Genomic DNA, 24,351 nt, shown 5'->3' on the forward strand with positions numbered 1-24,351 from the left:
CACGGGAATGGAGACGGGGTGAGCCTGGTGGCGTCCCACTCCTTCCCGCCGGGGGGCGGCGGCACGGAGAGCCGTTATTGCTCTGGGTTGAGCGCCCGCAGGCGCATGGCAATCTTGTGGCGCAAGGTGGTGACGCCGACCTTGCCGTGGTACTGCTCGGCCTGGGCCAGCCAGTGGTCGGCCTGCTCCAGCACATTGCGATCGTTGACGGCGCTCGGGCGGGGCTGCCCCTCGCTGTCACGCAGCAGGTGCAAGCCCGCAGCCCGAAACCATTTGGCGGTGATGCGCTCGTTGAGGCGCCATGTCGTGCGTACCAGGTCGAACACCCGGGAGAACCAGGGCTCGACCGCGTGGCCGTTGGTGGCCTGGGTCTCGGCCCACTCCAGCACGGTGTCGGCCACGAAGGTGGCCCAGTCGCGCTTGATATTGCTGGGGGTGGGTTGGTGCTGCTCGATGGCGATCAGCGCCCAGGCGATCCCGGTGTCAAAGTCCCCCACGTCGAACGCCCAGATGATGAGTTGGGCGAACAGCTCGTTGCGGTGCGCCACCCCGTGTTCCAGGTAACGCTCCACATAGGGGCGGTACTTGGGCAACAGCTCGCTGCGCTTCATGATCACTCGATCTGCGATGCGGGTGCACTGGCGCAGGCGGTGAATGTCCTGCTCCAGGGCGATCAGCTGCAGGTGCAGGCTGTCCGCCATGGCGCCGGTGGCCTGGCCGGTGACGGCGGCCTTGCTGGCCGCCTGGTTGGCCTCATGACGCAGCTTGTGGCGTAGCGCGGGGGAGAGCATGACTTAAGCGTCCTCACCATCCGGGGCGCCAGCCGTCAGCGAGGTGCCGGGGCGGGGCCCGATCACCACGTCGGCCTCTTCAAAGCCCGCATAGGCCTTGTACTCGGGCAGGGCATAGCCCTCCATGCGCCAGTACTTGTTCTCGAACGCTTTGGCGTCCTGGTTGTCCTTGGCCTCGCGTTTGCGGGTGCCGCGCTGGGTGTAGATGTGCAGGTTATCCAGGGTGGTGACCACCATGCGGTTGCCCGGGAAGTAGGGCGGGATATAGGCCCGGCGCCCGGCAATGGACTTGGCCAGCTGCTGGGCCGCCACCTGCTCGGTGGGGGTCTTGGCTTCGCTGTAGATCTTGGCCTGGGCGGCGGCCACCAGGTCGGTACCGACCAGTACCACCAGGCGCGGGTCATTCTGGAACACCGGGTCGATGGTGGTGTTGATGAGGTCCGATGCCATCTGGTCCAAGGTGACGTAATCACCTTCGCCAGCCGGGTCGAAATAGATCTTGTCACCGGCAGCAGCCTTGATGATCTGGCTGCCGCCGTTCCACTCGCGTGCGTGCTGCTGCCAGCCCTTGTTGACGTCCTCGCCGAGCGGGTTAGTGTCCGGATCGGTGGTGGTGGCGATGGAAACGCCGTTCCAGCCGATGCGCAGCATGTCGAGGGCAAAGGAGCGGTTGGTGAAGTCGTTTACCAGGCGGATGAACTCGCCATCGCTGCCGGCATTGGCCCAGGAGCAGAGGGTTGCCCAGTCCAGTGCGGCACAGGAATCGGTCTCGACCAGATCGAAGGTGTTGCCATCGACCCCGATCGACTTCTTGAAGCGTCCGCCAGCCACCCGGCCGGTGTAGAGGCCACCGACGCCCACCTGCACCACCTGACCCTTGATCTGGTCGACATCCAGGCAGGTGATGAGTTTGAGGAACTCGACGGCTTCGAGCAGCGCCTGGCGCAGCCGGGTCTCCACCGGACCGGTGACGGAAAACTGCTTGCCGAGGTTGGTCTCGGGGATGTTGTAGGCCTTGGCCAGTTGCGAGCAGTATTTTTGCAATACCTGCTCGGCTTGCGGGGTCAGGGTTTGACTCATGGTCGTGGGGTTCCTTAAACGGGGCTGGGCAGATCGTCGCCACCGAGGAGATCCGGGCGCTGGCCCGGCTTTTCGGCGGAGAACTGTTCGATGGTCTGGGTCAGGGAGTCCAGCTTGCCGACCATGCCGGTCAGCGCCTGCTCCAGCTTGTTGAACTGCTCTGCGCTGATAATGGGCGACTCAGTGATGGCAGGCTGCTCGGTGGGTTTCTCGTCGGCCGGTTTGACGGAGAAGGTCTCGACCTTGCTGGCGAGGGTGTCGAGTTTGCCGCCAAGGCCGGTCAGCGCCCCCAGCATCTGGTTGAATTGTTCAGGGTTCATTGCCTCGTCCTCTTGGGTGGGCGGTGGAGTGATGTCGAGTTCCTCGCCATGGCTGGCCAGGAAGCTGAAAAATTTCTTGAGCAGGCCGTCGGCCTTCTCGTGTTTGGGGAGCTTGAACGCGGAGAGATCCAGCGGTTCGCTGCGCCCGATGAGGCGCGACTCGCTGCGGCCATCCTTGAACTTCAGGTGGGTGGTGCCGGTACTGGCGGGCTCATCGGTGACGCCAAGGCCGCGCAGGTAAGTGCGGCCCAGATCGGCAAACTGCTCCTGCGGCTCGATGGAGCAGAACTGGTATTGGCCAGTCTGGTTGTAATAGATGAGATCCCGGGTCGGACTCAGGATGGCGAACAGCTTGAGTTTGCCATCCACGCTCTCGGTCTTGAGCTCCTGCACATAGCCGAAGTTGAACCAGCGATCGTGATCGGGCCAGATCAGGGCGGTGTAATAGCTGGGGTCGTAGGTCTCGGCCATGTCGGTCAGCCAGGCCGCGGTGATCTCCCGATCGTCGACGGTGGTGCCTTCGGTGGCGATACACACCCAGCCAGTGCGCAGTGTGGAATCGTTGGGGGTGCTCATGCCGTGCTCGCGGTGCCTCTGGGGTGGTCTATGCGGGCTCAGGCTATCGGGCCTTGACGGGGGTTTCACTCGGTGTTGTTCAAGGCGATTCGGATTTCGGGGCATATCCGAATTCATCCGAACATCGGGGGCCGAAGTCGGGGGAGGGGGTCGCTAAGCTGGCGCCATCATTCACCAGGATGGAGGCGCCGTGGCGTATCCCGAAGAGCTCCGCGCGGCCGCGCGGGGGCTGTATCTTAAGCGCTGGACACCCCAGGAGATCAAGGACGAACTGGGCCTGAACTCCTGCCGCATCGTCTATTATTGGGCCGAGAAGTTCGGCTGGCGCGACCTCCTGACCGAGGAATCGGTCGAGGATGCGATCAATCGCCGGGTGCAGACTCTGCTGCACCGCGAGAAGAAGAGCCAAGGCGAGCAGGAGGAACTCGACCGTCTCATCGAGCACCACGTCAAACTCAAGGAGAAGGCGGTGCGCCTGGCCGAACGGCAGGCGGCGGCCAGCGAACGGCTGCGCGGCGAGGGAGAGGCGAGCCCGTCAGGGAACCGAAGCGAGGGGCGTGGCGAAGGCAGGGGAGAGGGCAAGAAGAAGCCCCGCAAGGGCGGCAAGAACGACATCAGCCAGCTGACCCCCGAGGACTTCGCCCCCTGGCTCGAGACCCTGTTTGGCTACCAGCTACACGTGCGGGCGGCCAAGGACGATCCGGCCGTGCCGCGCACCCGCAATATCTTGAAGTCCCGTCAGATCGGCATGACCTACTACTTCGCCGGCGAGGCGTTCGAGGATGCGGTGCTCACCGGCCACAACCAGATCTTCCTGTCGGCCACCAAGGTGCAGGCCGAGGTGTTTCGCTCCTACATCCGCAAGATCGCCAGCACCTTCCTTGGGGTCACTCTCTCCAATGGCAATCCCATCGTCTTGTCGAACGGGGCCGAGCTGCATTTTTGCTCCACCAACTCCGACAGCGCCCAGTCCCGTAGCGGCAACGTCTACATCGACGAATATTTTTGGATCGGCGGTTTCGAGAAGCTGGCCGACGTGGCCTCGGCCATGGCGACTCAGAGCCACTACCGCAAGACCTTCTTCTCGACCCCCTCGAGCAAGGCGCACCAAGCCTATCGGTTCTGGACCGGTGAGCGCTGGAAAGGGGATGTGCCCAAGCGCCAGGCGGTCGATTTTCCCAAGCCCGACGAGCTGCTGGACGGCGGCCGGGTCTGCCCCGATGGTCAGTGGCGTTACATCATCACGGTGGAGGATGCGGTGCGCCTGGGCTGCCACCTTATCGACATCGAGCTGCTGCGTGACGAATACCCGGGGGAAGCGTTCGATCGACTGTTCATGTGCAAGTTCATCGACGATGCCCTGTCGGTGTTCAAGTTCCAGCACATGGAGCGGGCCGGGGTCGATCCCAGCCGCTGGGGGGACTACCAGGGCGGCACTTCACGCCCGTTCGGGCTGCGAGAGGTGTGGCTCGGCTATGACCCGAGTCGCACCCGTGACAATGCCACTCTGGTAGTGGTCGCCCCGCCGATGGCCGCCGGCGAGCGGTTCCGCATTCTGGAGCGCCACTACTGGCGTGGCCTCAACTTCCAGTACCAGGCGCAGGAGATAGAGCGCATCGCCAAGAAATTCAACGTGACCTACCTCGGGGTGGATGTCTCCGGTATTGGCGCCGGTGTGGTTGACCTGTTGCAGCCGGTGTTCAAGGGGGTGCTGCGCCCCATCCACTACAGCGTCGAGACCAAGGGGGCCATGGTGCTCAAGATGATCGACGTGGTGGAGGCCGACCGCATCGAGTGGGCCGCAGACGACAGAGACATCCCGGCGGCGTTCCTGGCCATCAAGCGCGCCACCACCGGCGGCGGCCAGATGACCTTCAGGGCCGGACGCGACAGCGTGACCGGTCACGCCGATGTGTTCTGGGCCGTGGCCCACGCCGTGGCGAACGAGCCGCTCAACACCACCCGTAAACGCAAATCCACCTGGGCGGTGAGCCCATTGAAGAGAGTCGCATGAGCAAATCAAAGCGTAATCCGGCGGCCCAGGGGGCCGTCACCAGCGACAAGCCGAGTATCATGTTCGAGCTGCCCGAGCCGGTGGACCCCACTTCCTGGATGACCCACTACACCGAGGTGTTTTACGACCCCTGGGGGGAGTATTACCAGCCGCCCATCGACCGCAAGGGGTTGGCTAGATTGACCCGCGCCAATGCCCACCACGGTGCCATCTTGATGGCCAGGCGCAACATGGTGGCGGGGCGCTTCACCAGTGAGGGCGTGCCGCGCACCACCATCACGGCCTTCGTGCACAACTACCTGCAGAGCGGGGATGCGGCCCTGCTCAAGCTGCGCAACCATTGGGGCCAGGTGGTGGGGCTCTACCCGCTCTCCAGCGTTTACCTGCGCCGGGGCCGTGGCCGGTTCGTGCTGCTACAGCCCAACGGCCTGCAGCGGGCGATCCCGGAGGAAGACGTGATCTGGCTGGCCCAGTATGACCCGGAGCAGCAGGTCTACGGCCTGCCGGATTACCTGGGGGGCATGCAGTCGGCGCTGCTCAACCGGGACGCGACCCTGTTTCGGCGCAAGTATTTCCTGAACGGCGCCCACATGGGGTTCATCTTCTACGCCACCGACCCGAACATGGACGATGACCAGGAGGAGGCGATGAAGGAGATGATCGCCAGCGCCAAGGGGGTGGGGAACTTCCGCTCGATGTTCGTCAACATCCCGAACGGCAAGCCGGACGGGATCAAGCTCATCCCGGTGGGGGACATCGCCACCAAGGACGAGTTCGCTGCCATCAAGGCCATCACCAGTCAGGACGTATTGACCTCGCACCGCTTCCCGGCGGCGCTGGCCGGCATCATCCCGATCAACGGGGCCGCCCTGGGAGATCCCGAGAAGTACAGCGCGACCTACACCCGCAACGAGGTGCTGCCGCTGTGTGAACTCATCAAGGACACCATCAACAGCAGCGGGATCCCGCGTTCACTCTGGGTTGATTTTCGGGAGAATGTTGGCGCCACTGTATAAACAAACAGTGAACGCTATGGCAAAATAGATTGTTGATTTTTATGGGGAAGGGGGACGTGATGCGGGTTTATTGCAAAGTGTGTGGCCAGCGTGGCCGCATAACCAAGACCAATCGACTGAGCGATGATGTCTCTGATCTCTATTGCCAGTGCACGGACGCCGAGTGTGGCCACAGCTGGGTGGCCACCTTGTCATTCGCCCACACCTTAAGCCCCTCAGCCAAGACCACGAACCAGCTGGTGCTGAGCTTGATGGGTTCACTGACGCCAGAGGGGCGGCAGATGATCCTAGAAGGACTGGGGGCGCAATAGCGTCCTCACGTATTTTGTGTTCCACTGTGCACAGTTCCAGTACCGGTGGATATCGACGAGTTCCTATCATCCACCTTGTTTGCTGACCTGTATCAACAATCAACCAAAATTTAGCGTAAAATATAATATTTAACTCCCTTGGCTCGTTTTCGTTTGATACCATCTTAGGTCGGAGCACGACTATGCTTTAGTCTGTCTAGGTCAATATTTTTTAAACTGTCTAGATTGATACCAGGTCGTAACGTTAACGCGTTTTAAAATGCTGTTAAGTGTCTAATATAGGAAGCATAAAATGGCAGGGATATACGCATCTGGAAATAGTAAAGTTTTTGCTGAAGGCGCGACAATTACAGGGAACGTTGGAGGAGGTGTTGTCGTTGAGGGTGGTAGCTACGTTGCGTTAGATGGGGCTAATATATCAAACAATTTTGGACATGGTGTTTCAGTACAAGATAGTGAAGTGTCTGCCGTTAATGCCATTATAAAAAATAACGGCGTTGAGGCAATATATTCTGATCTTGGAATTGACCCCAAAATCATTAATCATGAGCAACTTGAGTTTATAATAACGCAAGTTATTCATAAAGAGAGTGAAAAGGCTAGGCGTGGCGAGGTAATACAAGATGTATTAGGTAATACCGCGCTTTTTTCTGGTATTGCATCAGTGGATCCAATAATAGTAGCTGTATCTGCTGTGGTAGCTTGTGGTCTTGTTACTTTAAAACACTATAAGTCATTATTTTCACAGTCATAGTCTTATAATAGTTTTTATTAAATAGTTTACAACTTTAGTTATCACGAGACACCGGTCTCAAGCCGGTGTCTCGTTTAATCAACTTTAGATCGCATTTCCTTCTGTATCAATTTCATCCTCTCCTTGCTTGATATACGTTCATATCGATTGTTATTACACAGCTTCTACACGTTGACGCTGGTCAGCCACTACCTGATGCAGTGCTGGCCGGTATGTTTGGTTGAGCTGTTCGGCTGCGCCCGGGTTGGCTCTGTCGATGGTGCTGCTCGGTGCGATAAAGAGGGTGCGGCCGGTGACGGCGCACCGGATGGTGCCGCTCTGGTCAATGGCCACGGGGGTGAGCCCTTCGACAATGTGGCGCCTACCGACTTGGCGGCCATCTGCTGTGAGCACCGGCACGGTGGGACGGTTTGACTTGGCCAGAAGCAGGTTAGGTACCTCGGCTGCGATGACCGGCAGGGCCAGCTGCGTTGGGCGTGGATGACGGCGGCGCAGGATGGCGCAGGCCACGGCCTGCTGTTTTCCCTGGAGCATGGCCACCCACTGGCTGATCTCGCTGGCTGGCCAGCGCTGCTGGAGGATGCAGCTCACCCTGTTATCCAGGCGGCGGTACTCATCCCGGCTGACTGTCTGGGCGCTGGCGCCTTGGCGGTTACTGTTCACTGTATGCCTCCCACGCTTGTTCGCTGTAGTCGTTCTGCTCTTGCAGCCACTGCGGCGTATCCAGTCCCTTCAACACCCGCCACATCTCCGATCGGTATGGCTCCGGTAGCATCTCTATCCAGTTGCGCGTACCGGCATGGCCTTGCACCTGGTACAGATCGCCGCAGAGTTGGACCAGCTTTGGCCAATCCTGGTCATCAGCCGGGATCGCGTATTCATCCGTTCCGGCCTGTTCGGTTGGCGGCTGGTCATCGGGCACCCAATCAGGCTCACTCGGGAGTGTTCTGCTCGACTGCAGCTGGCCGTTCTCAAGCCAGAGGGTGAAACCGTCTGCCCTGACACTGGCGCCAGCCCGTAATCGGTCGATGGAGAAGGGCGATAATCCCCATTGCTCTCTCATGATCTGGTCTGCGAAGGCATCAGGATCCGGCCGCGTACAGTTATTGTCAGAGCTCCAAGGAGCCGGGCTGTCGCCCGACTTAACCCCAACCCCCCAAGCCGAACCACTGGCGGCTTTGGTGGCGTCATAGGTGCCTGCCGGAACGACCTCCCACCCTTGAAGGTGAGTCTTGATGCAGAGGCGGGTAGAGGTCAGCCCCATCAACCGCTTGATGTCTTCGCCATAGCTGCTTGCCTGCTCTTCGATGAGATGGGCCAGCTTGATGGGGTGATCAGCACGGGTGGAGAGCGCCCCGCCCATGGCATGCAGGTAGCAGCGAAAGATGCCGTTGTCGGCGGCATAGCGGGCGGCTTCAAAATGCGAGTCTTGCAGCACAGGTTTGGGCGGGCCGACCAGATCGCCGTGCTTTTTGGCGTTGCTGATACGACGCAGCTCGCGCCAGATGCCGACAGGGGCGCCGCCGATCTGCTGGAAGGTGCGGATCCCCCACCAACTGGCCCAGGCGCAAGCATGCTGAGCACCCTGATCAGCAGGAGTGCCAGACTCCTGATCACCATCCACGTGCTCGCCGTCGATGTTCTTGGCGATATAGGCCGCGATATAGCCGGTGGCGTCTCCTTTGGCTGGATCGATCTCTTTCCAGTCAAAACGGGGCGTGATGTCGGTAAAGGGAGGGCATCCCTGGAGTTCACGCACCAGCTCTTGATGATCATCGGTCAGGGCATAGTGCTGCAGGGTGCTGATCACTCGCCATTTGTCGGCTGGGCGCATAAACAGCAGCATGTGCCAGTGCGGGGTACCGTCGTGATGGGGTTCGCACACCCGAAAGCCATAGACGGGTGACTCCCAGCGCTTAAGGGAGGCGCGGGCACGGCTCCACAGCTTGCCCAGATAAGCGCAAGTTGCGCGCGGTGTCGCACCTTCATATCTCTCGTTCTCGACGGTTTTGCCATTGCGCCCGGTCTTCCAGGCATGGAAGCGAGAAGGGGCCGTCCAGGTGAAGAACACCCCGACATGTCCCTGCTCTTCGGCATAGTCTTCAAAGCCGCGCATTCTCACCATCATCTCGTTACGGCGGTTAACCGGATTCGAGGTGCTGGCTTCCCAGCAATCCTTCATCGAGACGACCAGATCATGCTGTTCGTTCATCACTTCCGACTCGGCCAGCCAGCGTATCATGGCCCGCTTGCGCTCACGCACCACCTTCATGGTGGCGTTCGACACATAGGCGGAGACCCCTTTGCGCACCTTGCCGAGCAGAATATTGATGTGCTCCTGCAGCCTGTCCCAGCAGCGGTTGATGCGCTTCTCCCACCACTTGGCAGAGAGCAGGCGCACCATCACGCTGAGGATCCAGTTATCCCGGGCTTCCTGGGTCTTGAACTTCGGTTGCGTGGGGATGAACCGCCACAAGTCGGCAGGCTGACGAATGGCTTCCCATGTCTGCACCAGATCCGGTTCGCTCCCTGCTTTGATGCCTCGCTCAATGTGGCTCCAGATCGCGGCGGTCTGGTTGGCAAATTGGTGAGCCACCCGCTTGCGACCCTCTTCATCACGTAACTGCTGTGGGTCCACCGGAAGTGCCTGGATAAGGCCGCGCACCCACTTGGTGCGCTCACGGAGCCAGATGTTGGCATTGCGGCAGTTCCGGCTTGAACCATCCTTGCGGCGGCGCATGTACTGCTTGAACAGGGTTTGAGTGAGCTGGGGTGATAGGCCATCGAGCAGCTGTATGGCCCAGACCAGATCGCTCTGGCCTGGGGTGCCGGTAAAGATGGTACCGAGGGGGCTGATATCAACACTCGGGAGTAGATTGGAAAGAGCATCAATGCGCTGCCGCAGTGTCCTTTTGGACAGCGGCAGCTTGGTGGTACGGGTCATTGGGTGGTAGTTCCAGACAGCAACTGAATGCGGGAGCGGCAGCCCTGGATTGTGTTCTGGGCATGTGCCTTCATCTTGCGGGCTGCGGCGCACTGGCGTAGCAGCAACACGATGCTGGCATGAGGACGGGCAGGGAGCCGGCGCGCATTGGCCAGCTCTCGCTGATAAAGGCGCAACCGCGTGGCATCATCCCGATAGGTGTCTTGCCAGCGATCAAGCAGGAGGGTGACCTCCCATTGCAACTGATGGCTCATTGGATCACCTCACCTTGGCCATGCAATGGGGCGCACTCACGCCACCAGTCGCCAATCTCCCGCGCCAGGGCCGTGTCGCCCTGACTCAGTGCCAGCCAGTAGACAGAGCGCACGGCGCCAAGCGCCAATAGCTCGAGGGTGATGTCTCTGTCTCCCCGGGCTTCACCTCCTGCAGTGATGAAATCGGCGCGGGCCGCCAACCAGTGGGTGGCCAACGGGTTGTGAACAGGGGCCGCAGCCGGCCCCATTTCTTCATCATCCTCATTGCCGTCATCATCCAGCAGGGCTGCCGGGTTACTGGTGGCAATCAGCTGGATCTGAATGTACTGCTGGCCGGCGTAAACCCCGCCCAGGCAGATCCGGTTATCGTCGGCCTTGGCCGCGAACATATCGGCCAGCAGCCCTTCGATAAGCTTTGGCGCCTGGCGGGCTATCTTGATGGCATCACTCATCGGCAGGGCCTCCGGTCAGCAGCCAGTCGCAGTGCTGTTTCAGTTCCGGGTGATTGGCGACTAGCAGGAACAGGCCACCACCAATCTCGCGGTATCCCAGCTCGTAGTTCTTGAGCGTGGTGGGTGGGATCCCCAGCTGATCGGCAAACTTGGGTCGGCTCAACTTCAACCGCTCACGCAACTGGCGTAGACGCTTGGCGGCATGGTGGTTGAGCAGGTTGAGCAGGTTGATCTGGGTCGGCTGTGCGTTCATGGTCAAGCTCCTTGATGGTTGATGCAGCTGAACAAGGAGGCCCAAGCCAGCGCGGTGGATCGCTCGGCGGCGGCAATCCAATCGGAGTTTCGGGTGATGCTGGCGCCATATCGGCCCGTCATCTTGCGTTGTTGGATGCGAAGGTTGCGCAGGGCGCAGGGGATCGCTAAAGTTGCCATGTCGACTTCCTAGGTGGTTGTTGATAGAAGGCCCGCTTGGAGTTACAGCTCCGAAATGCGGGCTTTTTTATTGCCCGATCGGTCGCGGGCCCTGCTTGCACATCTCACGGCCAGCCAGCACAGCGCTTTTCATGCGTAAGCGGGCGGCTCTCTCCTTTTTCTCCCGCTCGATATCCCCAGTTGGTCTGGTGGTGGGGGCGGGGTGCCACGCTTTCGTGTCACAGCCGCAGCGGAACAACTTCTGATAATCCAGGGCAATAACGGCTAACCGGATCGCTTCACGTTGCGGGTGTGGTAATGCCGACAGGGTGGCGTGCATCAGGGCATCCCTCGGCTGGCGAGCGATGGTCAAGATGGCGGTTTTCCGTGTGGTATCGATCGCCAACCAATCAACGTTCAGGCTGGAACTCGTCTTGCCAAACAGCTCTCGCAGCAGCATGCAGCCGGCGGTGTTCAGGGCGACCTGCTCTGATGGCGTCAGGCCAGCGAGGTTTCGCTGTTCGGTGTTGGGGTGTTGCATGGGGTTGTCTCCCTTACATGGTCGCGGCCTGCATCAGGATGTCTGATGCGCAGGCCAGGGTTGGTACCGCCTGGAAGCGGGCCTCGATGTCGTGGATCAAGATGGCAAGTGATCCCATGGCCGAGGTGGCCACGCTCACCAGGGTGTTGCGCTCAGAGCGAGTGATGCGGCCGCGGTCGGTCAGCTCCAGTGCCCGCTGGCCGATGTTGGCCACCTGAGCGTTGAGGCTGATGGCCTGATGGGGCAGGGACGGTGCCCGCTCGGCTTGGGGAATGGCGACCGCAGTCAGGCCACAGCAGAACAGGGCACCGTCGAACAGGGTTTCATCGCCGTCACTCGCCTGGGTGATGGTAATCAGCTCGGCCACCGTCAGTTCATGGGGCTGATCGGGGTTTAACTTGTTGCGCAGGGTCTGCGGGTTCATGCCTGCCCTGTCGGCGAGTTCGGCCACATTGTGGTTAGCCGCAAAGCGTTGGCAGGCGCTGACCCAGTGCGGATGTTTGCTGGCGCAATCGATAAACATGTGTCGTTCTCCTTGGCCCGTTATGGTGTTCACGGGTTCACGCGACCGTCATGGTGATGTAGCGCTCGGCGTGATAGCGGGCCTGCAGGAAGAGGGCATAGAGATTGACCTCGCGGGGATAGCCCGGGCCATCTTGCAGGATGGGTAACTGACCGCGGTCGGCGCGTTTCTGGATAGCCCCGAGGGTCATGCCTTGCCGTTTGGCATATTCCTCCAGGCTCTCGCTGATGCGGTTGCCAAAGGGGTAGTCGAGCGGTAGCTGACGCACGTCGCTGGGAATGCGGATGGGTTTGGATCGAGTGACCATGGCGAATCCTTTTGAAGGGTCAGACGCGGGGAGTGGGTTGTTGTGGGTTGATGTTCGGGTCGGCCTTTAACTTGCCGCCGGTCATTACCTCGATCTGGTAGGAGCGCAACTCGGGGACTTTCTCTTTCCACTGAGATATCGCTTGTGTCTTTACTCCTATTGCCTTTGCTAAAGGGGTAATCCCCCCAAAATGGGCAACTGCATCTGCCGTTTTCATATGTTTCCACCTTGGTTAATTAACTTACGAAACTTACTTTACGATCCTTGTACGCATAAGAGCAAGTTAATTTACGCCAAAGGTAAATCAAGTTACGAAACTTAAGGTGTAATCTCTCTTACATGAACGTAAGCGAACGGATTAAAACCCGGCGATCAGCCTGTGGGTTTACACAAGAACAGTTAGCTGCCCGTGTTGGTGTAACGAGGGTGGCCGTTAGCCATTGGGAGAGGGGCGGTGCAGAACCAAAAGGCCGCTATCTCAATGACTTGGCTGATGCACTGGGAGTTACAGTTGATTGGCTACTGGCAGGCGATGGCAGCTCGTCAGTGCTACCGACGGCAAAGTCGATACCTGGTTACCACAACGTCGAGCCAGCCGTAATCCCGCAAGGGTCGCGGGTGCCGGTGCTGAGTTATGTGCAGGCGGGTCATTGGCGGGAGATGTGCGATCAGGCGACGGCCTTCGATGGCAACGTCGAGTATGTGACGGCAGGGGTAGAGGTTGGGCCATGTGGTTTCGGCCTCTGGGTGCGCGGTGACTCCATGTCTCCCCAGTTCAAAGAGGGTGATCTCATCATCGTCGATCCCGACGAAACCCCACGCCCTGGTGACTTCGTGGTAGCCAGCAACGGCAGCGATGAAGCGACATTCAAGAAATACCGGGCGCGCGGTGAGTACGATAACGGTCAGCCTCGCTTCGAGCTGGTCCCCCTGAACGAAGACCACGAAACCCTCAGCACTGACCAAACTCAGATCAGCATCATCGGGGTCGTGGTCGAGCACCGCAGTTTCTTCAAGAGGGGCGGGTGAACTTGTGCTTAGTTCTTCATTGCCTTCAACAGAATAAACACCATCAGCGGGAAGCTGAGCATTTCAATCATGTATGCAAATGCGTCGATGAGATGGGCGGAGGCTATCGCCAGTTCAGTCATGTAAACCTCGTGGTAAGTGGATAATCTATGAATCACTTTCGTTATAAAGAACCTGGAAGTCTGATCCTGTATGTGCGTGGCAATGATCATACGCCTCTGACCGATCTGCTGAAAGATCTACCGATTGAGGCTAATCAGCCCGTCCCGATATTTAGCCAAGGGGCGCAATATTTCATCGAGATCTTCGATTGGATATCCAAAAATCCGGTACAGGTTGGGGAGATATGCGGCGTCTTGATAGCCCTGATTAACCGTTATTCCAGTGCCAGCCTGTCGTACCGTGTTGGTGACAGGACAGTTGAACTTAACCATATAAGTGCAAAGAGCGCGATCGCTCTTGCAAAGGAACTCCGGGAGGCTGATGTCAGAGACATCAATGTTGACCTGGGGCAGAGGCGTCAGTCATTGCCTAATGCTGAATCGGAAAAAGATTCGGCAGGGTCGTCGGTATGATGCTCGAATGATGTGTGTTTTTAAACAATAACCGGGTATCTGGGCATCCTTAGGTGGGAGCGAGAACATGAAAACTTTACCTAAAACTGGACTGTATGTTTCCACCAGGAAAGTGGATGGGCTGAGGCTGGTTGTCGAAGATGTGTATGGTCCAGAAGATAAGGACTTTGTCGATGATGGCGAGTTTTACATCGTCAGCGTCATCGATGAGGCCCACAAGGATGACGCTTCCGCTATCGGTGATGAGCTCGATAGCAATCAATGGGAAGCGTTGGTCGAGGAGTATGGTCTGGTACATCAGGAGTCGTGATGAGGAGCCCGGCCTTTTATTCCGAACGACAGAGCACCCACCACATCTGTCTGATGACTGAAAATAAGCCATTTAGAAAAAGACAAGCAGGGTGCTAATGCACCCTGTTTTTGTATCTGAAATATTCCAAAGGAATGATGAAAAAACAGCCTACAAGGTAACCTAGGTAAGCGGCTACTGGAAGCGGTCAGCCATCACTGCATTGACATGGTGACGTCGCTAGAATCCGAAGCTCTGTCGTTTGGGGTAAATCTATTATTGTGAACTAATCATTCTGCAACTAGTTTTTTAATAAAAATTAAATAAATAATGGAGACTGAAATGTCTAAAGATATTGAACTAGAAGACAGTATTTTTAAGGGATGGTTTTTTATCATGCTGGTTTTTATTGTTGTGGTTTCTTTATGGTTCTTCTATCCAAATTGGAGCTATAAATACAAAGACATATTCAATAACACAGAACTATCTGAAATGGGAGTTTTTGGTGACTCTTATGGTGCATTAAATACACTTTTTTCTGCATTGGCATTTATTGGGATTATCACATCTATATACCTCCAGCGAGAAGAGTTAAAGGCAACAAGAGAAGAATTGAAAGCTACAAGACATGAGATTAAAAATCAGGGTGAGCAGCTCTCACAACAAACAAAATCAATGCAAAGACAGGTATTTGAAAATACCTTTTTCAATATGATTTCATTGCATAATTCGATATCTTCAAGGATTAGGGATGCGAATGGTTTTTTTAAAATGCACAACAATATAATTATGCATGCAAGAACTGCGATCACCAGTGAAGATAAAAGCATGATGATTATGGAACATTTGAGAGTTATATATGGATTGTTTATGAAAGAACATTACGACCAGATTGGCCATTACTTTAGATATATATATCAGATCATGAAGTTTATTGATAAAAGTGATATGACCTTAGATGAAAAAATGGTTTATTCGAATATACTTCGGGCTCAATTGTCAAACTATGAGTTGATTTTGCTCTACGTAAATTGTTTGTGTTATGGGCGTAGTGAAAAATTTAAAGAACTTGTTGAAAAATATTCTTTTTTTGAGCACATATATGATCTTGATATAGCTACCATGCTAGATGGCATGAATGAAAATTTAAGGAGGATTGGTGGCGGCAGAGCAAAAAATTACTCAATGGATGATATTCGGTCACTTTATTTAGCTATCGCCCATGGCTAGTGGCTTATTATTTATAAAAAAATGGATTGTAATTTTGGTAGTCTTCGTTTAAATATATATAAATATGAATGATGGAAGATAATGCAAATGATTCCAATCACCTTGATCACTGTGCATTAGCAATTACTGGAGGGATCATGGCCGTATAGATAGGAAACATAATAAAAAAAGCTCGCTGAGATTTATGCTGAATGGCAATCTGGCAAGTCAAACCCCAATACACCCCGAGTGTGTAAGCAGTTTGCCGCAAAGGAAGAGGCGCTGGCATTTGAGCATTTGTGCTGGTAAGCCCAAGCAGGAAAGGCAGAGGGGAGACTGATAGACAGCCTGTGCCGATTTGATCCGACACTGTTAGCTACCCAGCCCTGTCAGGTACAGCAGTACAAAATAGGGCACCAAGTTGAACAGCAGCACCCCGATTTTGTAGATCGATATGCCCAGGTAGTGGACGACATTAAAGTGCTCCACCGAGAGGGGAAACCAGCGGTTGTGCAGCCGGTACATTCCGTCGTGGGTAAACACAAAGGCGGCAAACCAGACGATGATGATCAGATAGTTGATGGAGAGGTTCCAGAGCAGGAATGTCTTGAGCAGTTGCAGATCCATCATAGCGTCCTATGGTGACCAGTCAGGGGAAGTGCCCATTACCAGCGTTATCACGGAATGATGGGCACCCCAGTATGCCGAACGGCTCGGCGCCTAATAGGTGAAGTAGTGGCCGCCGCCCATGCCCGGACCGCCATCAATGCCCCCACCTTTGTCAATGTCGAAACCACCGTCAAACATCCCATTATCCATGGGAGGGGGAGGGCTCGAACCTCCGGACGACGCGCAGGCAGCCAGCATCAGTTGGGCCGCTATCAGGCAAATTTTCCAGAATTTCATGACCATGTCCTCTACTGCTTCGCCTTGCCCAGTGGACTGGCTGAACGAGTCGGCCAAGTTGGACAAGTCGATCTTGAGTTTAGCCCACCCTCATTTCTCCACTTACGGCTGCCTCTATGTATGAGACGGCCTCTGTTAAACACTGCCATTGGTGACCGATTGCTGTATAAATTCACAGTGGTTTGGTGGAGGGACTATGAGCGACAAAGAGCAGAGGTTGGGGGCCGTGCCGGTGCACTGGCAGCGGGGGTGGGTGAGCGCCTTCCTGTATAGGGGGAAGCGATGAGCATCAAGTCCACCCCCGAGGGTTACCTGGTCGATATCCGTCCCCAGGGGCGGGAGGGCAAGCGGATCCGCAAGCGCTTCAAGACCAGAGCGGAGGCTCAGCAGTTTGAGCGTTGGGTGATCGCCACCGAGCACAACAAGGAGTGGCAGGAGCGGCCGTCGGATAACCGCCCGCTCTCGGAGCTAATTGAGTTGTGGTGGCGATACCATGGTCAGACCCTGAAGGCGGGAGAGACGGTCCGCAAGAAACTCCACAATATAGATGTAGCATTGCGCAACCCGTTGGCGAGGGAGATCACTCGGGCACGATTCTCGGAGTATCGGGCCCAGCGGCTGGAGGCGGGGCGTCAGCCCAAGACAGTGAACCGTGAGCAGGAGATGTTGGGCGGGGTATTCTCGGTGCTGATCGATCTTGGTCACTATCATCACGAACACCCGCTCAAAGAGATGAAGAAGGTCAAACTGGTGGAACGCCCTATGGGGTATCTCACCCAGGATGAGATAGGAGCCATCTTGGCCAAGCTCGACGGTGATAACCGGAAGGTGGTCAAGCTGTGCCTGGCGACGGGGGCTCGCTGGGGCGAGGCGGCGGGTCTGCGGCGAGAGGATGTGCTCGCCGGCCGGGTGACCTATATCAACACCAAGAACGGCAAGAATCGGACGGTGCCGCTCTCGGTAACCTTATCCCAGGAGATGACCCAAGGGATTAACCGGGGACCGTTGTTCCGGCAGTTGGATTACCTGCAGGTACGTGAAGTGATCAAGCTGGTCGCCCCTGACCTGCCAGCCGGGCAGGCGGTGCATGTGTTTCGCCACACCTTCGCATCTCATTTTATGATGGCAGGCGGCAACATACTGGCGCTGCAGAAGATCCTCGGGCATCACAATATCCAGCAGACGATGACCTATGCCCACTTCGCACCGGATTACCTGAGCGATGCTGTGCGGTTCAACCCGCTGGAAAACCCACTGGATGCAGCCTGAGTCAGGGGGAGGGGAGAAATGGCAAAGTGTCCACAAATTGCCCCAACTGGTGTCATGAGAGGTGTTTTTCAGTGCCCTGCAGTCACAGATAAGTCATTGATTTAAATATAAGTAATTGTTTTTCATGACCATTATATGGAGGCTCAGGCCTCCTTTTTTGTTTCTGCCATCGCGCTCTTCATCCCCTGATTACTGGGCCAATATTCTCAGGCGCGCCAATGGCATCTTGGTCAAGGTAGAGCCGGTCCGCAAGCATTGTCTACAACGGTAACGCCGCCCCCCCCCCCCCGACTCCAACCCCAAGGTGCGAGCTGGTCTGGTTGTGCATGACAATGGGGACAAGCAGGGCAATCCGGTAGCAGGGAGTTAATGGGAGGAGGCAAACTGGGTTGCTGTAACTCACGCTGAGCGATATGTCGTTGTCGAACAGAGAGTTGCGGGAACAGGGTAAGGATATGTTGGAAGGCTTGGGTATCCATGATGGAGGCCCTCAAGGTGATGACCTACTCCAAGATTAGTCTTCCAACACGTAATTGGGACAGCGCCCTTTCTTATGGCAAGTGCCCCCGGCAGCCACGACCGGGGAGATGGGGATCATCTTGTCTGGGTGGCGGCTTCGATGATGAGGGCGGTCACTTCGTCGGCTCTCGAGACCAAAGACGCATGGCTGGCCATCAGTGTGATGGTTTTGCGCGGCTGGATCCGCGCTGCCATCCGTTGCTGGTTGTCCGGGCTTATCATGCGGTCGTCGCTGGAGATCTGATACCAGCTCGGCTTGTGCTGCCAGGCCGGAGTCGTGATGGCGTTGCCGAAGGTCGAGCCCAGCGGGGCCTTCTGGGTGATGGCCATCACCTGCGCCTCTTCCGGGGTGAGATCCTGGCAGAAGCTGGCGTGGAACTCGCTTTGCTTGAGCCAGAGATAACCATCGCTGTCGGGCACTATGTTGGCCATGGCCGCCGGCGGGCTGGCCTGGGTAATGGCGCCGGCGCTTTCGCCGGCCTCGGGCGCGAAGGCGGCAATATAGACCAGACCAATGACGCTCGGCATATTGCCCATCTCGGTGATCACGGCGCCGCCGTAGGAGTGACCGACCAGCAGCACGGGGCCGGGCTGCTGCGCCACCATCTTGCAGGTCCGCTCGGCATCGTCGGCGAGCGAGGTCAGGAGCAGCTCAACCGCCTGCAATTGGGTGAAACCGTGGCGAAGCAGCTGGGTGATGACGCGGCGCCAGTGCATGGCGCCGCCCCAAAAGCCGTGTACCAGGATGATGGTGGGTTGTTCGTTCATGGTGCGGTTCTCCTCATGTCAACCGGGCGGCCACGTGCGGGACGCTGACAGTACACCAGTATAGTGGTGCCCCCTCCTGCGGGTTGCGCCGCGCTTGAAAGCGGTTTTTGATCTGGCGGCAAGCTTGCTGCCATTCCAGGCTCCCCGCATCCAGACCAGCAAGGGCAAGGGTGACATGCGTCGGAGCGTGGCTTCCGGCTCCATGCTCAAGTCCCTGGCGCAAGCACCCGGCTGTCGGCGATAAGAACCAGTGTCCTCCTGTCTCCTCTTGCAAGAGGAAGGAGCAGGCGGGTGAATGGGGAATAGATGGCTCAACAGGGGGATGGCGATGACATCGACAGCCCGGTTCTTATCGCGCTGACACCCTGCGATCACTCAAGGAAACGGGCGTGTTGAAAGAAAACTTCAATGATCTCCAGCCCTTTATGCCGTGGCCAGAGAGCGCAACTTTAACTGGGGCGGTGGGCAAACTCGGAGTTTCGCAATCCGCCCTGAGCCATGCCATCAAGGCACTGGCGCCGCGGTCGAACAGCTCGAGGTCCTCGGCCATGCGTGACTTGCGCACCGTCTTGGCGAGGGAGGGGATGCCGTGCTGAACAGCCAACGCAACACGATCTAGCCCATGCTCTTGCCATGGCGCTCGCCGATGGCCGCGAGTTGCGGGTGCTGGAACAGGCCGTTTCGTCCCTCGGCAAAAGGGGCCCAGGCCTGTGGCACTATGCCGCGACTCTGCATCCAGGGCACGGGGTGACGCTGCTGATGGAGGGGATTCACCTCTATCTGATTGACGACAGGGGGGATCTGGTTGAAGGCGACGAGATCGACCAGCCGATCCGGGTGGAGGTTGCTGACCCCGATGGCGCGGCACTTGCCCGCCCGATACAGCTCTTCCATGGCGCGCCAGGCACAGTGCACATCCCCGCAGGGTGATGGATGAGGTAGAGATCCACATAGTCCAGTTGCAGCCGGTTCAAGGAGCGCTCGAACTGGGCCTTGGCCCCTTCGTAACTGGCATCTTGCCGCCACAGCTTGGTGATGCACGACTCGTTCCGTGCGATCCCGCTGCGGCGGATCCCGTTGCCCAACTGGGTTTCATTCTGGTAGGCGGCGGTGTCGATGAGGCGGTAGCCATCTCTCGATGGCATCGATCACGGCCTGCTCGCACTCGGCCGCATCGGTCATCTGAAAGACCCCGAAACCCAGCAGGGGCATGGGTTTTTCGTTGTTCAATATGGCAGTTTTCATAGCATTATCCTTTCTGTGCGGTGCAGATAGCATAACGCGGCACCTTTCATTGGATTAGATAGCGGTATCCACCGGGTCCTATCGGCTGGGCTCATCAATCGGCGAGCTTCCACTCGCGGCCTGATGCCGGCCGCCATCAGGCAAAGAATCAAGGTTTAAGCGTTATCTTCACTAGGGGCCTAGGTTGTGAAGCTCACCCACAGACGAGGGTTGTTTGCCTGAGGGGCATGCTCCGGCTCGTGCTGTTCATCGGCTGTATCAGACGGCGGCGGGCTTGGCAGGAGCGGGGGTTTGCGGGGAAGGCGGGGAGAAAAAATCCATCATATTGATTTGGCACTATATTCTAGAGCGTGATCGGGCAGGGCATCGGCTTTGCAAAAATGGCCGTCAGCCACCGGGACGTGGCAACCATTGACTCCACTTGTCATAACAAAATGATTTCTCGGGAGAAAAGCCCACCTTAACTATGGTCAGCCAAGGGGCTTTTTTTGTATTATCCCCCTCTTGACCTTATTTAGCCTAACAGGCTCCTGTTCCGGGAGTGGTGACGAGGAAGACATGCAACAGCTTGAAGAAGTAGTCGGCCAGGCCAAGGCCGAAATTGAGGGCGTCAACGACGTTGTGACCCTCGACGAGATCCGGGTCAAATATCTGGGTAAAAAAGGCTTCTTTACCGAGCAGATGAAGACGCTTGGCGCCTTGTCCGCCGAAGAGCGCCCCGCCGCGGGTGCCGTGATCAACCTGGCCAAACAGCAGGTACAGGATGCTCTGAACGAGCGCCGCGATGAGCTGGCCGCCCAGGAGCTGAACCAGAAGCTGGCCGCCGAGACCATCGACATCAGCCTGCCGGGCCGTCGCATCGAGAACGGTGGCCTGCATCCGGTGACCCGCACCGTCGAGCGCATCGAGCGCCTGTTTGGCGAGATGGGTTTCAAGGTCGAGCGCGGTCCAGAGATCGAAGACGGTTTCCACAACTTCGATGCGTTGAACATCCCGGCCCACCACCCGGCGCGCACCGATCACGATACCTTCTACTTCAATCCGGACCTGATGCTGCGCACCCACACCTCGGGCGTGCAGATCCGCACCATGCAGCAGCAACAGCCGCCGATCCGCATCATAGCGCCGGGCCGTGTCTATCGTAACGACTACGACATGACCCACACCCCGATGTTCCATCAGGTCGAAGGCCTGCTGGTGGATGAGCATGCCAGCTTCACCGAGCTCAAGGGGATCCTGCACGACTTCCTGCGCAACTACTTCGAGGAAGACTTGACCATCCGTTTCCGTCCTTCCTATTTCCCGTTCACCGAGCCGAGCGCCGAAGTGGACGTGATGGGCAAGAACGGCAAGTGGCTGGAAGTGCTGGGTTGCGGCATGGTGCACCCGAACGTGCTGCGTTCGGTCGGCATCGATCCGGAAAAATACTCCGGCTTTGCCTTTGGCATGGGCGTCGAGCGCCTGACCATGCTGCGTTACGGGGTCAACGACCTGCGTGCCTTCTTCGAAAACGACCTGCGCTTCCTCAAGCAGTTCAAGTAAGGGCGAGAGAACATGAAATTCAGTAAATCCTGGGTGATGGAGTGGGTCCGCACCGAGTTGAGTGACAACGCGCTGGCCGAACAGATCACCATGGCCGGCCTGGAAGTGGACGCCATCGAGGCGGTCGCAGGCCAGTTCAACAACGTGGTCGTGGGGGAAGTGGTCGAGTGTGGCCAGCATCCGGACGCCGACAAGCTGCGGGTGACCAAGGTCAACGTGGGCGAAGCTGAGCTGCTGGACATCGTCTGCGGCGCGCCGAATTGCCGCGCCGGTCTCAAGGTCTGCGTGGCCAAGGTGGGCGCGACCCTGCCGGGCGATTTCACCATCAAGAAGGCCAAGCTGCGCGGCCAGCCGTCCCACGGCATGCTCTGCTCCTTCAGTGAACTCGGCATCGACGTGGAAGCGGACGGCATCATCGAGCTGCCAAGCGATGCCCCTGTCGGCACCGATATCCGTGAATACCTGAACCTCAACGACGTCGCCATCGACGTGGATCTCACCCCGAACCGTGCCGATTGCCTCGGCATCGCCGGGTTGGCCCGCGAGATAGGCGTGCTCAACAGCGTCGACGTGGTCGAGCCGAGCTGGGCGCCAGCGGTGGCGACCACAGACGCGACCTTCCCGATCCGGGTCGAGGCAGCGGCGGACTGCCCGCGCTACCTCGGTCGTGTCATCAAGGGGCTGAACCTGCATGCCATGAGCCCGCTCTGGATGCAGGAGAAGCTGCGCCGCGGCGGCATTCGCTCCATCGACGCCATCGTCGACATCACCAGCTTCCTGCTGCTGGAATACGGTCAGCCGATGCACGCCTTCGATCTGGCCAAGCTGGAAGGGGAGCTGGTGGTGCGCCGCGCCAGGGCCGATGAGCCCATGACCCTGCTGGATGGCACCGAGGTGAAGCTCAAAGAGACCACCCTCGTGATCGCAGATAGCCAAGGCCCCGCCTGCATGGCCGGCATCTTCGGTGGCGCGCGTACCGGTGTCTCCACCGAGACCACAGACGTGCTGCTGGAGTGCGCCTTCTTCGCGCCGCTCTCCATCACCGGCCGTGCCCGTGCCTACGGTCTGCACACCGATTCCTCCCACCGCTTCGAGCGCGGGGTGGATCCACAACTGCAAGCCAAGGTGATGGACCGCGCCACCCGTCTGCTGCTGGATATCTGTGGCGGTGAAGCGGGTCCGGTCATCGAGGTCAAGTCCGACGCCCACCTGCCCAAGGCTGCCCCGATCAAGCTGCGCCGCACCAAGCTCGACAAGGTGATCGGCATCAGCGTGGGCGATGCCCAGGTGCTCGAAATCCTGACTCGCCTCGGCATGCAAGTGACCGTGGACGCCGATGGCTGGACCGCGCTGGCCCCCTCCTGGCGTTTTGATATCGCCATCGAGGAAGATCTCATCGAGGAAGTGGCCCGCATCTACGGCTACAACAACATCCCGAACCTGAAACCCGCCGCCTCCCTGGCGATGGTGGAGCAGGCCGAGGGGCAGGTGACTCTCAAGCGGGTGCGCGATCTGCTGGTGGACCGTGGTTTCCAGGAAGCCATCACCTACAGCTTCGTGGATCCCAAGGCCCAGCAGACCCTGTTCCCGCAGAGCGATGCCATCGTCTTGCCAAACCCCATCTCGGTCGAGATGTCCGCCATGCGCGTGTCCCTGTTCCCGGGGTTGGTGCAGGCGGTAGTCTACAACCAGAACCGTCAACAGGGCCGTGTGCGTCTGTTCGAGCAGGGGCTGCGCTTCATCAAGGACGTGAGCGCCGAAAACGGCATCCGTCAGGAGCCCATGCTGGCCGGCATCATCACCGGCAACCAGAGCGACGAGCACTGGGACATCAAGAGCCGCGGTAGCGACTTCTTTGATTTGAAAGGGGATCTGGAAGCCGTGCTGGATCTCACCGCCGAAGGCGCGAGCTTCAGCTTCGCGCGCACCGAGCACAGCGCCCTGCACCCGGGCCAGAGCGCGGCCATCCTGCGCAATGGCGCCGTCATCGGCCACATCGGCGTGATCCACCCGAGCCTCGAGAAGAAGCTGGGTCTCAAGACCCGTGCCATCATGTTCGAGCTGGAACTGGACAAGCTGATGCCCGCCAAGGTGCCGGTTGCGGCCGAGGTATCCCGTTTCCCGGCCAACCGTCGCGACATCGCCGTGGTGGTTGACAGGGAGGTTCTTGCCGGCGATGTCCTCGCGGTAATTAAAAAAGTTGGCGGAAATCAGTTAGTTGGAATAAACTTGTTCGACGTATACCAGGGTGCTGGTATGGCAGAGGACAAGAAGAGCCTGGCCATCAGTCTTGTTCTGCAAGACACCCAGCGCACCCTGGAGGAGAAAGAGATTGCCGAGACCGTAGACAATGTCGTGCGGGCCCTCGGTGAAGAGTTGAATGCATCCTTGAGGGATTGATCTATGGCGCTTACCAAAGCCGACATTGCAGAGCACCTGTTCACCCAACTCGGGATGAGCAAGCGTGAAGCCAAAGATATGGTGGAAGCCTTCTTTGAGGAAATCAGACAGGCGCTAGAGCGCGGTGAACAAGTCAAGATTTCAGGCTTCGGTAACTTTGATCTTCGCGAGAAGAACCAGCGTCCCGGACGTAACCCCAAGACGGGCGAGGATATTCCCATCAGCGCCCGACGGGTGGTGACCTTCCGGCCTGGCCAGAAGCTCAAGGCCAGGGTAGAAAATGTTGAACCCAACGAGTAATAGAAA

At 57.9% G+C, this 24,351-nt stretch carries 29 protein-coding genes and 2 pseudogenes; 13 read left to right on the top strand and 18 right to left on the bottom strand.

Annotated features, from left to right (window positions below; genetic code table 11):
• Positions 1-74: 74 nt before the first annotated feature.
• Genes ACZ9IL_RS06410 through ACZ9IL_RS06420 form a run of 3 tightly spaced genes read right to left on the bottom strand, consistent with a single transcriptional unit; the run spans position 75 to position 2,767 of the window.
• Positions 75-791, bottom strand: a complete 717-nt coding sequence (locus tag ACZ9IL_RS06410; protein WP_476002758.1) for a phage terminase small subunit — start codon at positions 789-791, stop codon at positions 75-77.
• Positions 792-794: 3 nt separating this feature from the next.
• Positions 795-1,871: a phage major capsid protein, P2 family gene (locus ACZ9IL_RS06415; RefSeq protein ID WP_476002759.1), complete on the bottom strand. Its 1,077-nt coding sequence runs from the start codon at positions 1,869-1,871 to the stop codon at positions 795-797.
• Positions 1,872-1,885: 14 nt separating this feature from the next.
• Positions 1,886-2,767, bottom strand: coding sequence for a GPO family capsid scaffolding protein (locus ACZ9IL_RS06420; RefSeq protein WP_476002760.1), 882 nt, complete (start codon positions 2,765-2,767; stop codon positions 1,886-1,888).
• Between the two features lie 190 nt (positions 2,768-2,957).
• Between ACZ9IL_RS06420 and ACZ9IL_RS06425 the strand changes: the two genes are divergently transcribed.
• The 4 genes from ACZ9IL_RS06425 (at position 2,958) to ACZ9IL_RS06440 (ending at position 6,862) form a co-directional block, all read left to right on the top strand.
• On the top strand, positions 2,958-4,781 hold the full coding sequence (locus ACZ9IL_RS06425) for a terminase large subunit domain-containing protein (protein ID WP_476002761.1): 1,824 nt from the start codon (positions 2,958-2,960) through the stop codon (positions 4,779-4,781).
• On the top strand, positions 4,778-5,797 hold the full coding sequence (locus tag ACZ9IL_RS06430; RefSeq protein ID WP_476002762.1) for a phage portal protein: 1,020 nt from the start codon (positions 4,778-4,780) through the stop codon (positions 5,795-5,797). The genes ACZ9IL_RS06425 and ACZ9IL_RS06430 overlap by 4 nt, the downstream gene beginning before the upstream one ends.
• A 59-nt stretch (positions 5,798-5,856) precedes the next feature.
• The gene (locus ACZ9IL_RS06435; protein WP_476002763.1) at positions 5,857-6,108 is read left to right on the top strand and encodes an Ogr/Delta-like zinc finger protein; all 252 of its coding nucleotides are present in this window, start codon (positions 5,857-5,859) and stop codon (positions 6,106-6,108) included.
• A gap of 292 nt (positions 6,109-6,400) precedes the next feature.
• Positions 6,401-6,862, top strand: a complete 462-nt coding sequence (locus tag ACZ9IL_RS06440; RefSeq protein WP_476002764.1) for a right-handed parallel beta-helix repeat-containing protein — start codon at positions 6,401-6,403, stop codon at positions 6,860-6,862.
• A 153-nt stretch (positions 6,863-7,015) separates the two neighbouring features.
• Here ACZ9IL_RS06440 and ACZ9IL_RS06445 read toward each other — a convergent pair whose 3' ends face one another.
• The 10 genes from ACZ9IL_RS06445 to ACZ9IL_RS06490 all read right to left on the bottom strand — a co-directional run bounded on the left by ACZ9IL_RS06445 (position 7,016) and on the right by ACZ9IL_RS06490 (position 12,511).
• Positions 7,016-7,525 (bottom strand): hypothetical protein, encoded by a 510-nt coding sequence (locus ACZ9IL_RS06445; RefSeq protein WP_476002765.1) that lies wholly within the window; start codon positions 7,523-7,525, stop codon positions 7,016-7,018.
• A complete protein-coding gene (locus ACZ9IL_RS06450) occupies positions 7,515-9,806 on the bottom strand; it encodes a replication endonuclease (RefSeq protein WP_476002766.1) in 2,292 nt (763 codons plus the stop codon). Before ACZ9IL_RS06450 ends, ACZ9IL_RS06445 begins: the two co-directional genes overlap by 11 nt.
• A complete protein-coding gene (locus tag ACZ9IL_RS06455) occupies positions 9,803-10,060 on the bottom strand; it encodes a hypothetical protein (RefSeq protein ID WP_476002767.1) in 258 nt (85 codons plus the stop codon). The genes ACZ9IL_RS06450 and ACZ9IL_RS06455 overlap by 4 nt, the downstream gene beginning before the upstream one ends.
• Positions 10,057-10,512, bottom strand: coding sequence for a hypothetical protein (locus ACZ9IL_RS06460; RefSeq protein ID WP_476002768.1), 456 nt, complete (start codon positions 10,510-10,512; stop codon positions 10,057-10,059). The genes ACZ9IL_RS06455 and ACZ9IL_RS06460 overlap by 4 nt, the downstream gene beginning before the upstream one ends.
• On the bottom strand, positions 10,505-10,765 hold the full coding sequence (locus tag ACZ9IL_RS06465) for a helix-turn-helix domain-containing protein (RefSeq protein WP_476002769.1): 261 nt from the start codon (positions 10,763-10,765) through the stop codon (positions 10,505-10,507). The genes ACZ9IL_RS06460 and ACZ9IL_RS06465 overlap by 8 nt, the downstream gene beginning before the upstream one ends.
• 2 nt (positions 10,766-10,767) lie before the next feature.
• Complete coding sequence (locus ACZ9IL_RS06470; protein ID WP_476002770.1) at positions 10,768-10,944, bottom strand: hypothetical protein; 177 nt, start codon at positions 10,942-10,944, stop codon at positions 10,768-10,770.
• Positions 10,945-11,011: 67 nt separating this feature from the next.
• The gene (locus ACZ9IL_RS06475) at positions 11,012-11,464 is read right to left on the bottom strand and encodes a hypothetical protein (protein WP_476002771.1); all 453 of its coding nucleotides are present in this window, start codon (positions 11,462-11,464) and stop codon (positions 11,012-11,014) included.
• A gap of 13 nt (positions 11,465-11,477) precedes the next feature.
• Positions 11,478-11,987: a phage regulatory CII family protein gene (locus tag ACZ9IL_RS06480; protein ID WP_476002772.1), complete on the bottom strand. Its 510-nt coding sequence runs from the start codon at positions 11,985-11,987 to the stop codon at positions 11,478-11,480.
• A gap of 37 nt (positions 11,988-12,024) precedes the next feature.
• On the bottom strand, positions 12,025-12,294 hold the full coding sequence (locus ACZ9IL_RS06485; RefSeq protein ID WP_476002773.1) for a DNA-binding protein: 270 nt from the start codon (positions 12,292-12,294) through the stop codon (positions 12,025-12,027).
• Between the two features lie 19 nt (positions 12,295-12,313).
• Positions 12,314-12,511: a Cro/CI family transcriptional regulator gene (locus ACZ9IL_RS06490; protein WP_476002774.1), complete on the bottom strand. Its 198-nt coding sequence runs from the start codon at positions 12,509-12,511 to the stop codon at positions 12,314-12,316.
• Positions 12,512-12,633: 122 nt separating this feature from the next.
• Here ACZ9IL_RS06490 and ACZ9IL_RS06495 point away from each other — a divergent pair, with 122 nt between their 5' ends.
• The 4 genes from ACZ9IL_RS06495 to ACZ9IL_RS06510 all read left to right on the top strand — a co-directional run bounded on the left by ACZ9IL_RS06495 (position 12,634) and on the right by ACZ9IL_RS06510 (position 15,417).
• A complete protein-coding gene (locus ACZ9IL_RS06495; protein ID WP_476002775.1) occupies positions 12,634-13,323 on the top strand; it encodes a LexA family protein in 690 nt (229 codons plus the stop codon).
• Between the two features lie 149 nt (positions 13,324-13,472).
• Complete coding sequence (locus tag ACZ9IL_RS06500) at positions 13,473-13,898, top strand: hypothetical protein (protein WP_476002776.1); 426 nt, start codon at positions 13,473-13,475, stop codon at positions 13,896-13,898.
• Positions 13,899-13,965: 67 nt separating this feature from the next.
• Complete coding sequence (locus tag ACZ9IL_RS06505) at positions 13,966-14,208, top strand: DUF8087 domain-containing protein (RefSeq protein ID WP_476002777.1); 243 nt, start codon at positions 13,966-13,968, stop codon at positions 14,206-14,208.
• Positions 14,209-14,529: 321 nt separating this feature from the next.
• Positions 14,530-15,417 carry a putative phage abortive infection protein gene (locus ACZ9IL_RS06510; protein WP_476002778.1) on the top strand — a complete coding sequence of 296 codons (888 nt, stop codon included), beginning with the start codon at positions 14,530-14,532 and terminating at the stop codon, positions 15,415-15,417.
• Positions 15,418-15,768: 351 nt separating this feature from the next.
• On the opposite strand, the gene ACZ9IL_RS06515 is transcribed toward ACZ9IL_RS06510, so the two are convergent.
• Together ACZ9IL_RS06515 and ACZ9IL_RS06520 are read right to left on the bottom strand one after the other, a co-directional pair.
• Positions 15,769-16,023 (bottom strand): DUF6868 family protein, encoded by a 255-nt coding sequence (locus ACZ9IL_RS06515; protein ID WP_476002779.1) that lies wholly within the window; start codon positions 16,021-16,023, stop codon positions 15,769-15,771.
• A gap of 93 nt (positions 16,024-16,116) precedes the next feature.
• The gene (locus tag ACZ9IL_RS06520; RefSeq protein ID WP_476002780.1) at positions 16,117-16,302 is read right to left on the bottom strand and encodes a hypothetical protein; all 186 of its coding nucleotides are present in this window, start codon (positions 16,300-16,302) and stop codon (positions 16,117-16,119) included.
• A 282-nt stretch (positions 16,303-16,584) separates the two neighbouring features.
• Between ACZ9IL_RS06520 and ACZ9IL_RS06525 the strand changes: the two genes are divergently transcribed.
• Positions 16,585-17,571, top strand: a complete 987-nt coding sequence (locus ACZ9IL_RS06525; protein ID WP_476002781.1) for a phage integrase — start codon at positions 16,585-16,587, stop codon at positions 17,569-17,571.
• Positions 17,572-17,775: 204 nt separating this feature from the next.
• On the opposite strand, the pseudogene ACZ9IL_RS06530 reads toward ACZ9IL_RS06525, so the two are convergent.
• Both ACZ9IL_RS06530 and ACZ9IL_RS06535 read right to left on the bottom strand, forming a co-directional pair.
• Positions 17,776-18,050 (bottom strand): annotated as a pseudogene (locus ACZ9IL_RS06530) (IS1595 family transposase); the annotation flags it as partial.
• A 115-nt stretch (positions 18,051-18,165) separates the two neighbouring features.
• Positions 18,166-18,858: an alpha/beta hydrolase gene (locus ACZ9IL_RS06535; RefSeq protein ID WP_476002782.1), complete on the bottom strand. Its 693-nt coding sequence runs from the start codon at positions 18,856-18,858 to the stop codon at positions 18,166-18,168.
• A 94-nt stretch (positions 18,859-18,952) separates the two neighbouring features.
• Here ACZ9IL_RS06535 and ACZ9IL_RS06540 point away from each other — a divergent pair, with 94 nt between their 5' ends.
• Complete coding sequence (locus tag ACZ9IL_RS06540) at positions 18,953-19,102, top strand: hypothetical protein (protein WP_476002783.1); 150 nt, start codon at positions 18,953-18,955, stop codon at positions 19,100-19,102.
• 279 nt (positions 19,103-19,381) lie between these two features.
• On the opposite strand, the pseudogene ACZ9IL_RS06545 reads toward ACZ9IL_RS06540, so the two are convergent.
• A pseudogene (locus ACZ9IL_RS06545) lies at positions 19,382-20,103 on the bottom strand (aldo/keto reductase); the annotation flags it as partial.
• Positions 20,104-20,661: 558 nt separating this feature from the next.
• Between ACZ9IL_RS06545 and pheS the strand changes: the two are divergent.
• From pheS to ihfA, 3 genes are read left to right on the top strand one after another with little or no spacing between them, the layout of a single operon-like run.
• Positions 20,662-21,645: a phenylalanine--tRNA ligase subunit alpha gene (pheS, locus tag ACZ9IL_RS06550; RefSeq protein ID WP_476002784.1), complete on the top strand. Its 984-nt coding sequence runs from the start codon at positions 20,662-20,664 to the stop codon at positions 21,643-21,645.
• Between the two features lie 12 nt (positions 21,646-21,657).
• Positions 21,658-24,045: a phenylalanine--tRNA ligase subunit beta gene (pheT, locus tag ACZ9IL_RS06555; RefSeq protein WP_476002785.1), complete on the top strand. Its 2,388-nt coding sequence runs from the start codon at positions 21,658-21,660 to the stop codon at positions 24,043-24,045.
• 3 nt (positions 24,046-24,048) lie between these two features.
• Positions 24,049-24,345 carry an integration host factor subunit alpha gene (gene ihfA, locus ACZ9IL_RS06560; protein WP_005300715.1) on the top strand — a complete coding sequence of 99 codons (297 nt, stop codon included), beginning with the start codon at positions 24,049-24,051 and terminating at the stop codon, positions 24,343-24,345.
• Positions 24,346-24,351 lie beyond the last annotated feature (6 nt).

The organism is Aeromonas sp. TECH754 (assembly GCF_056279295.1).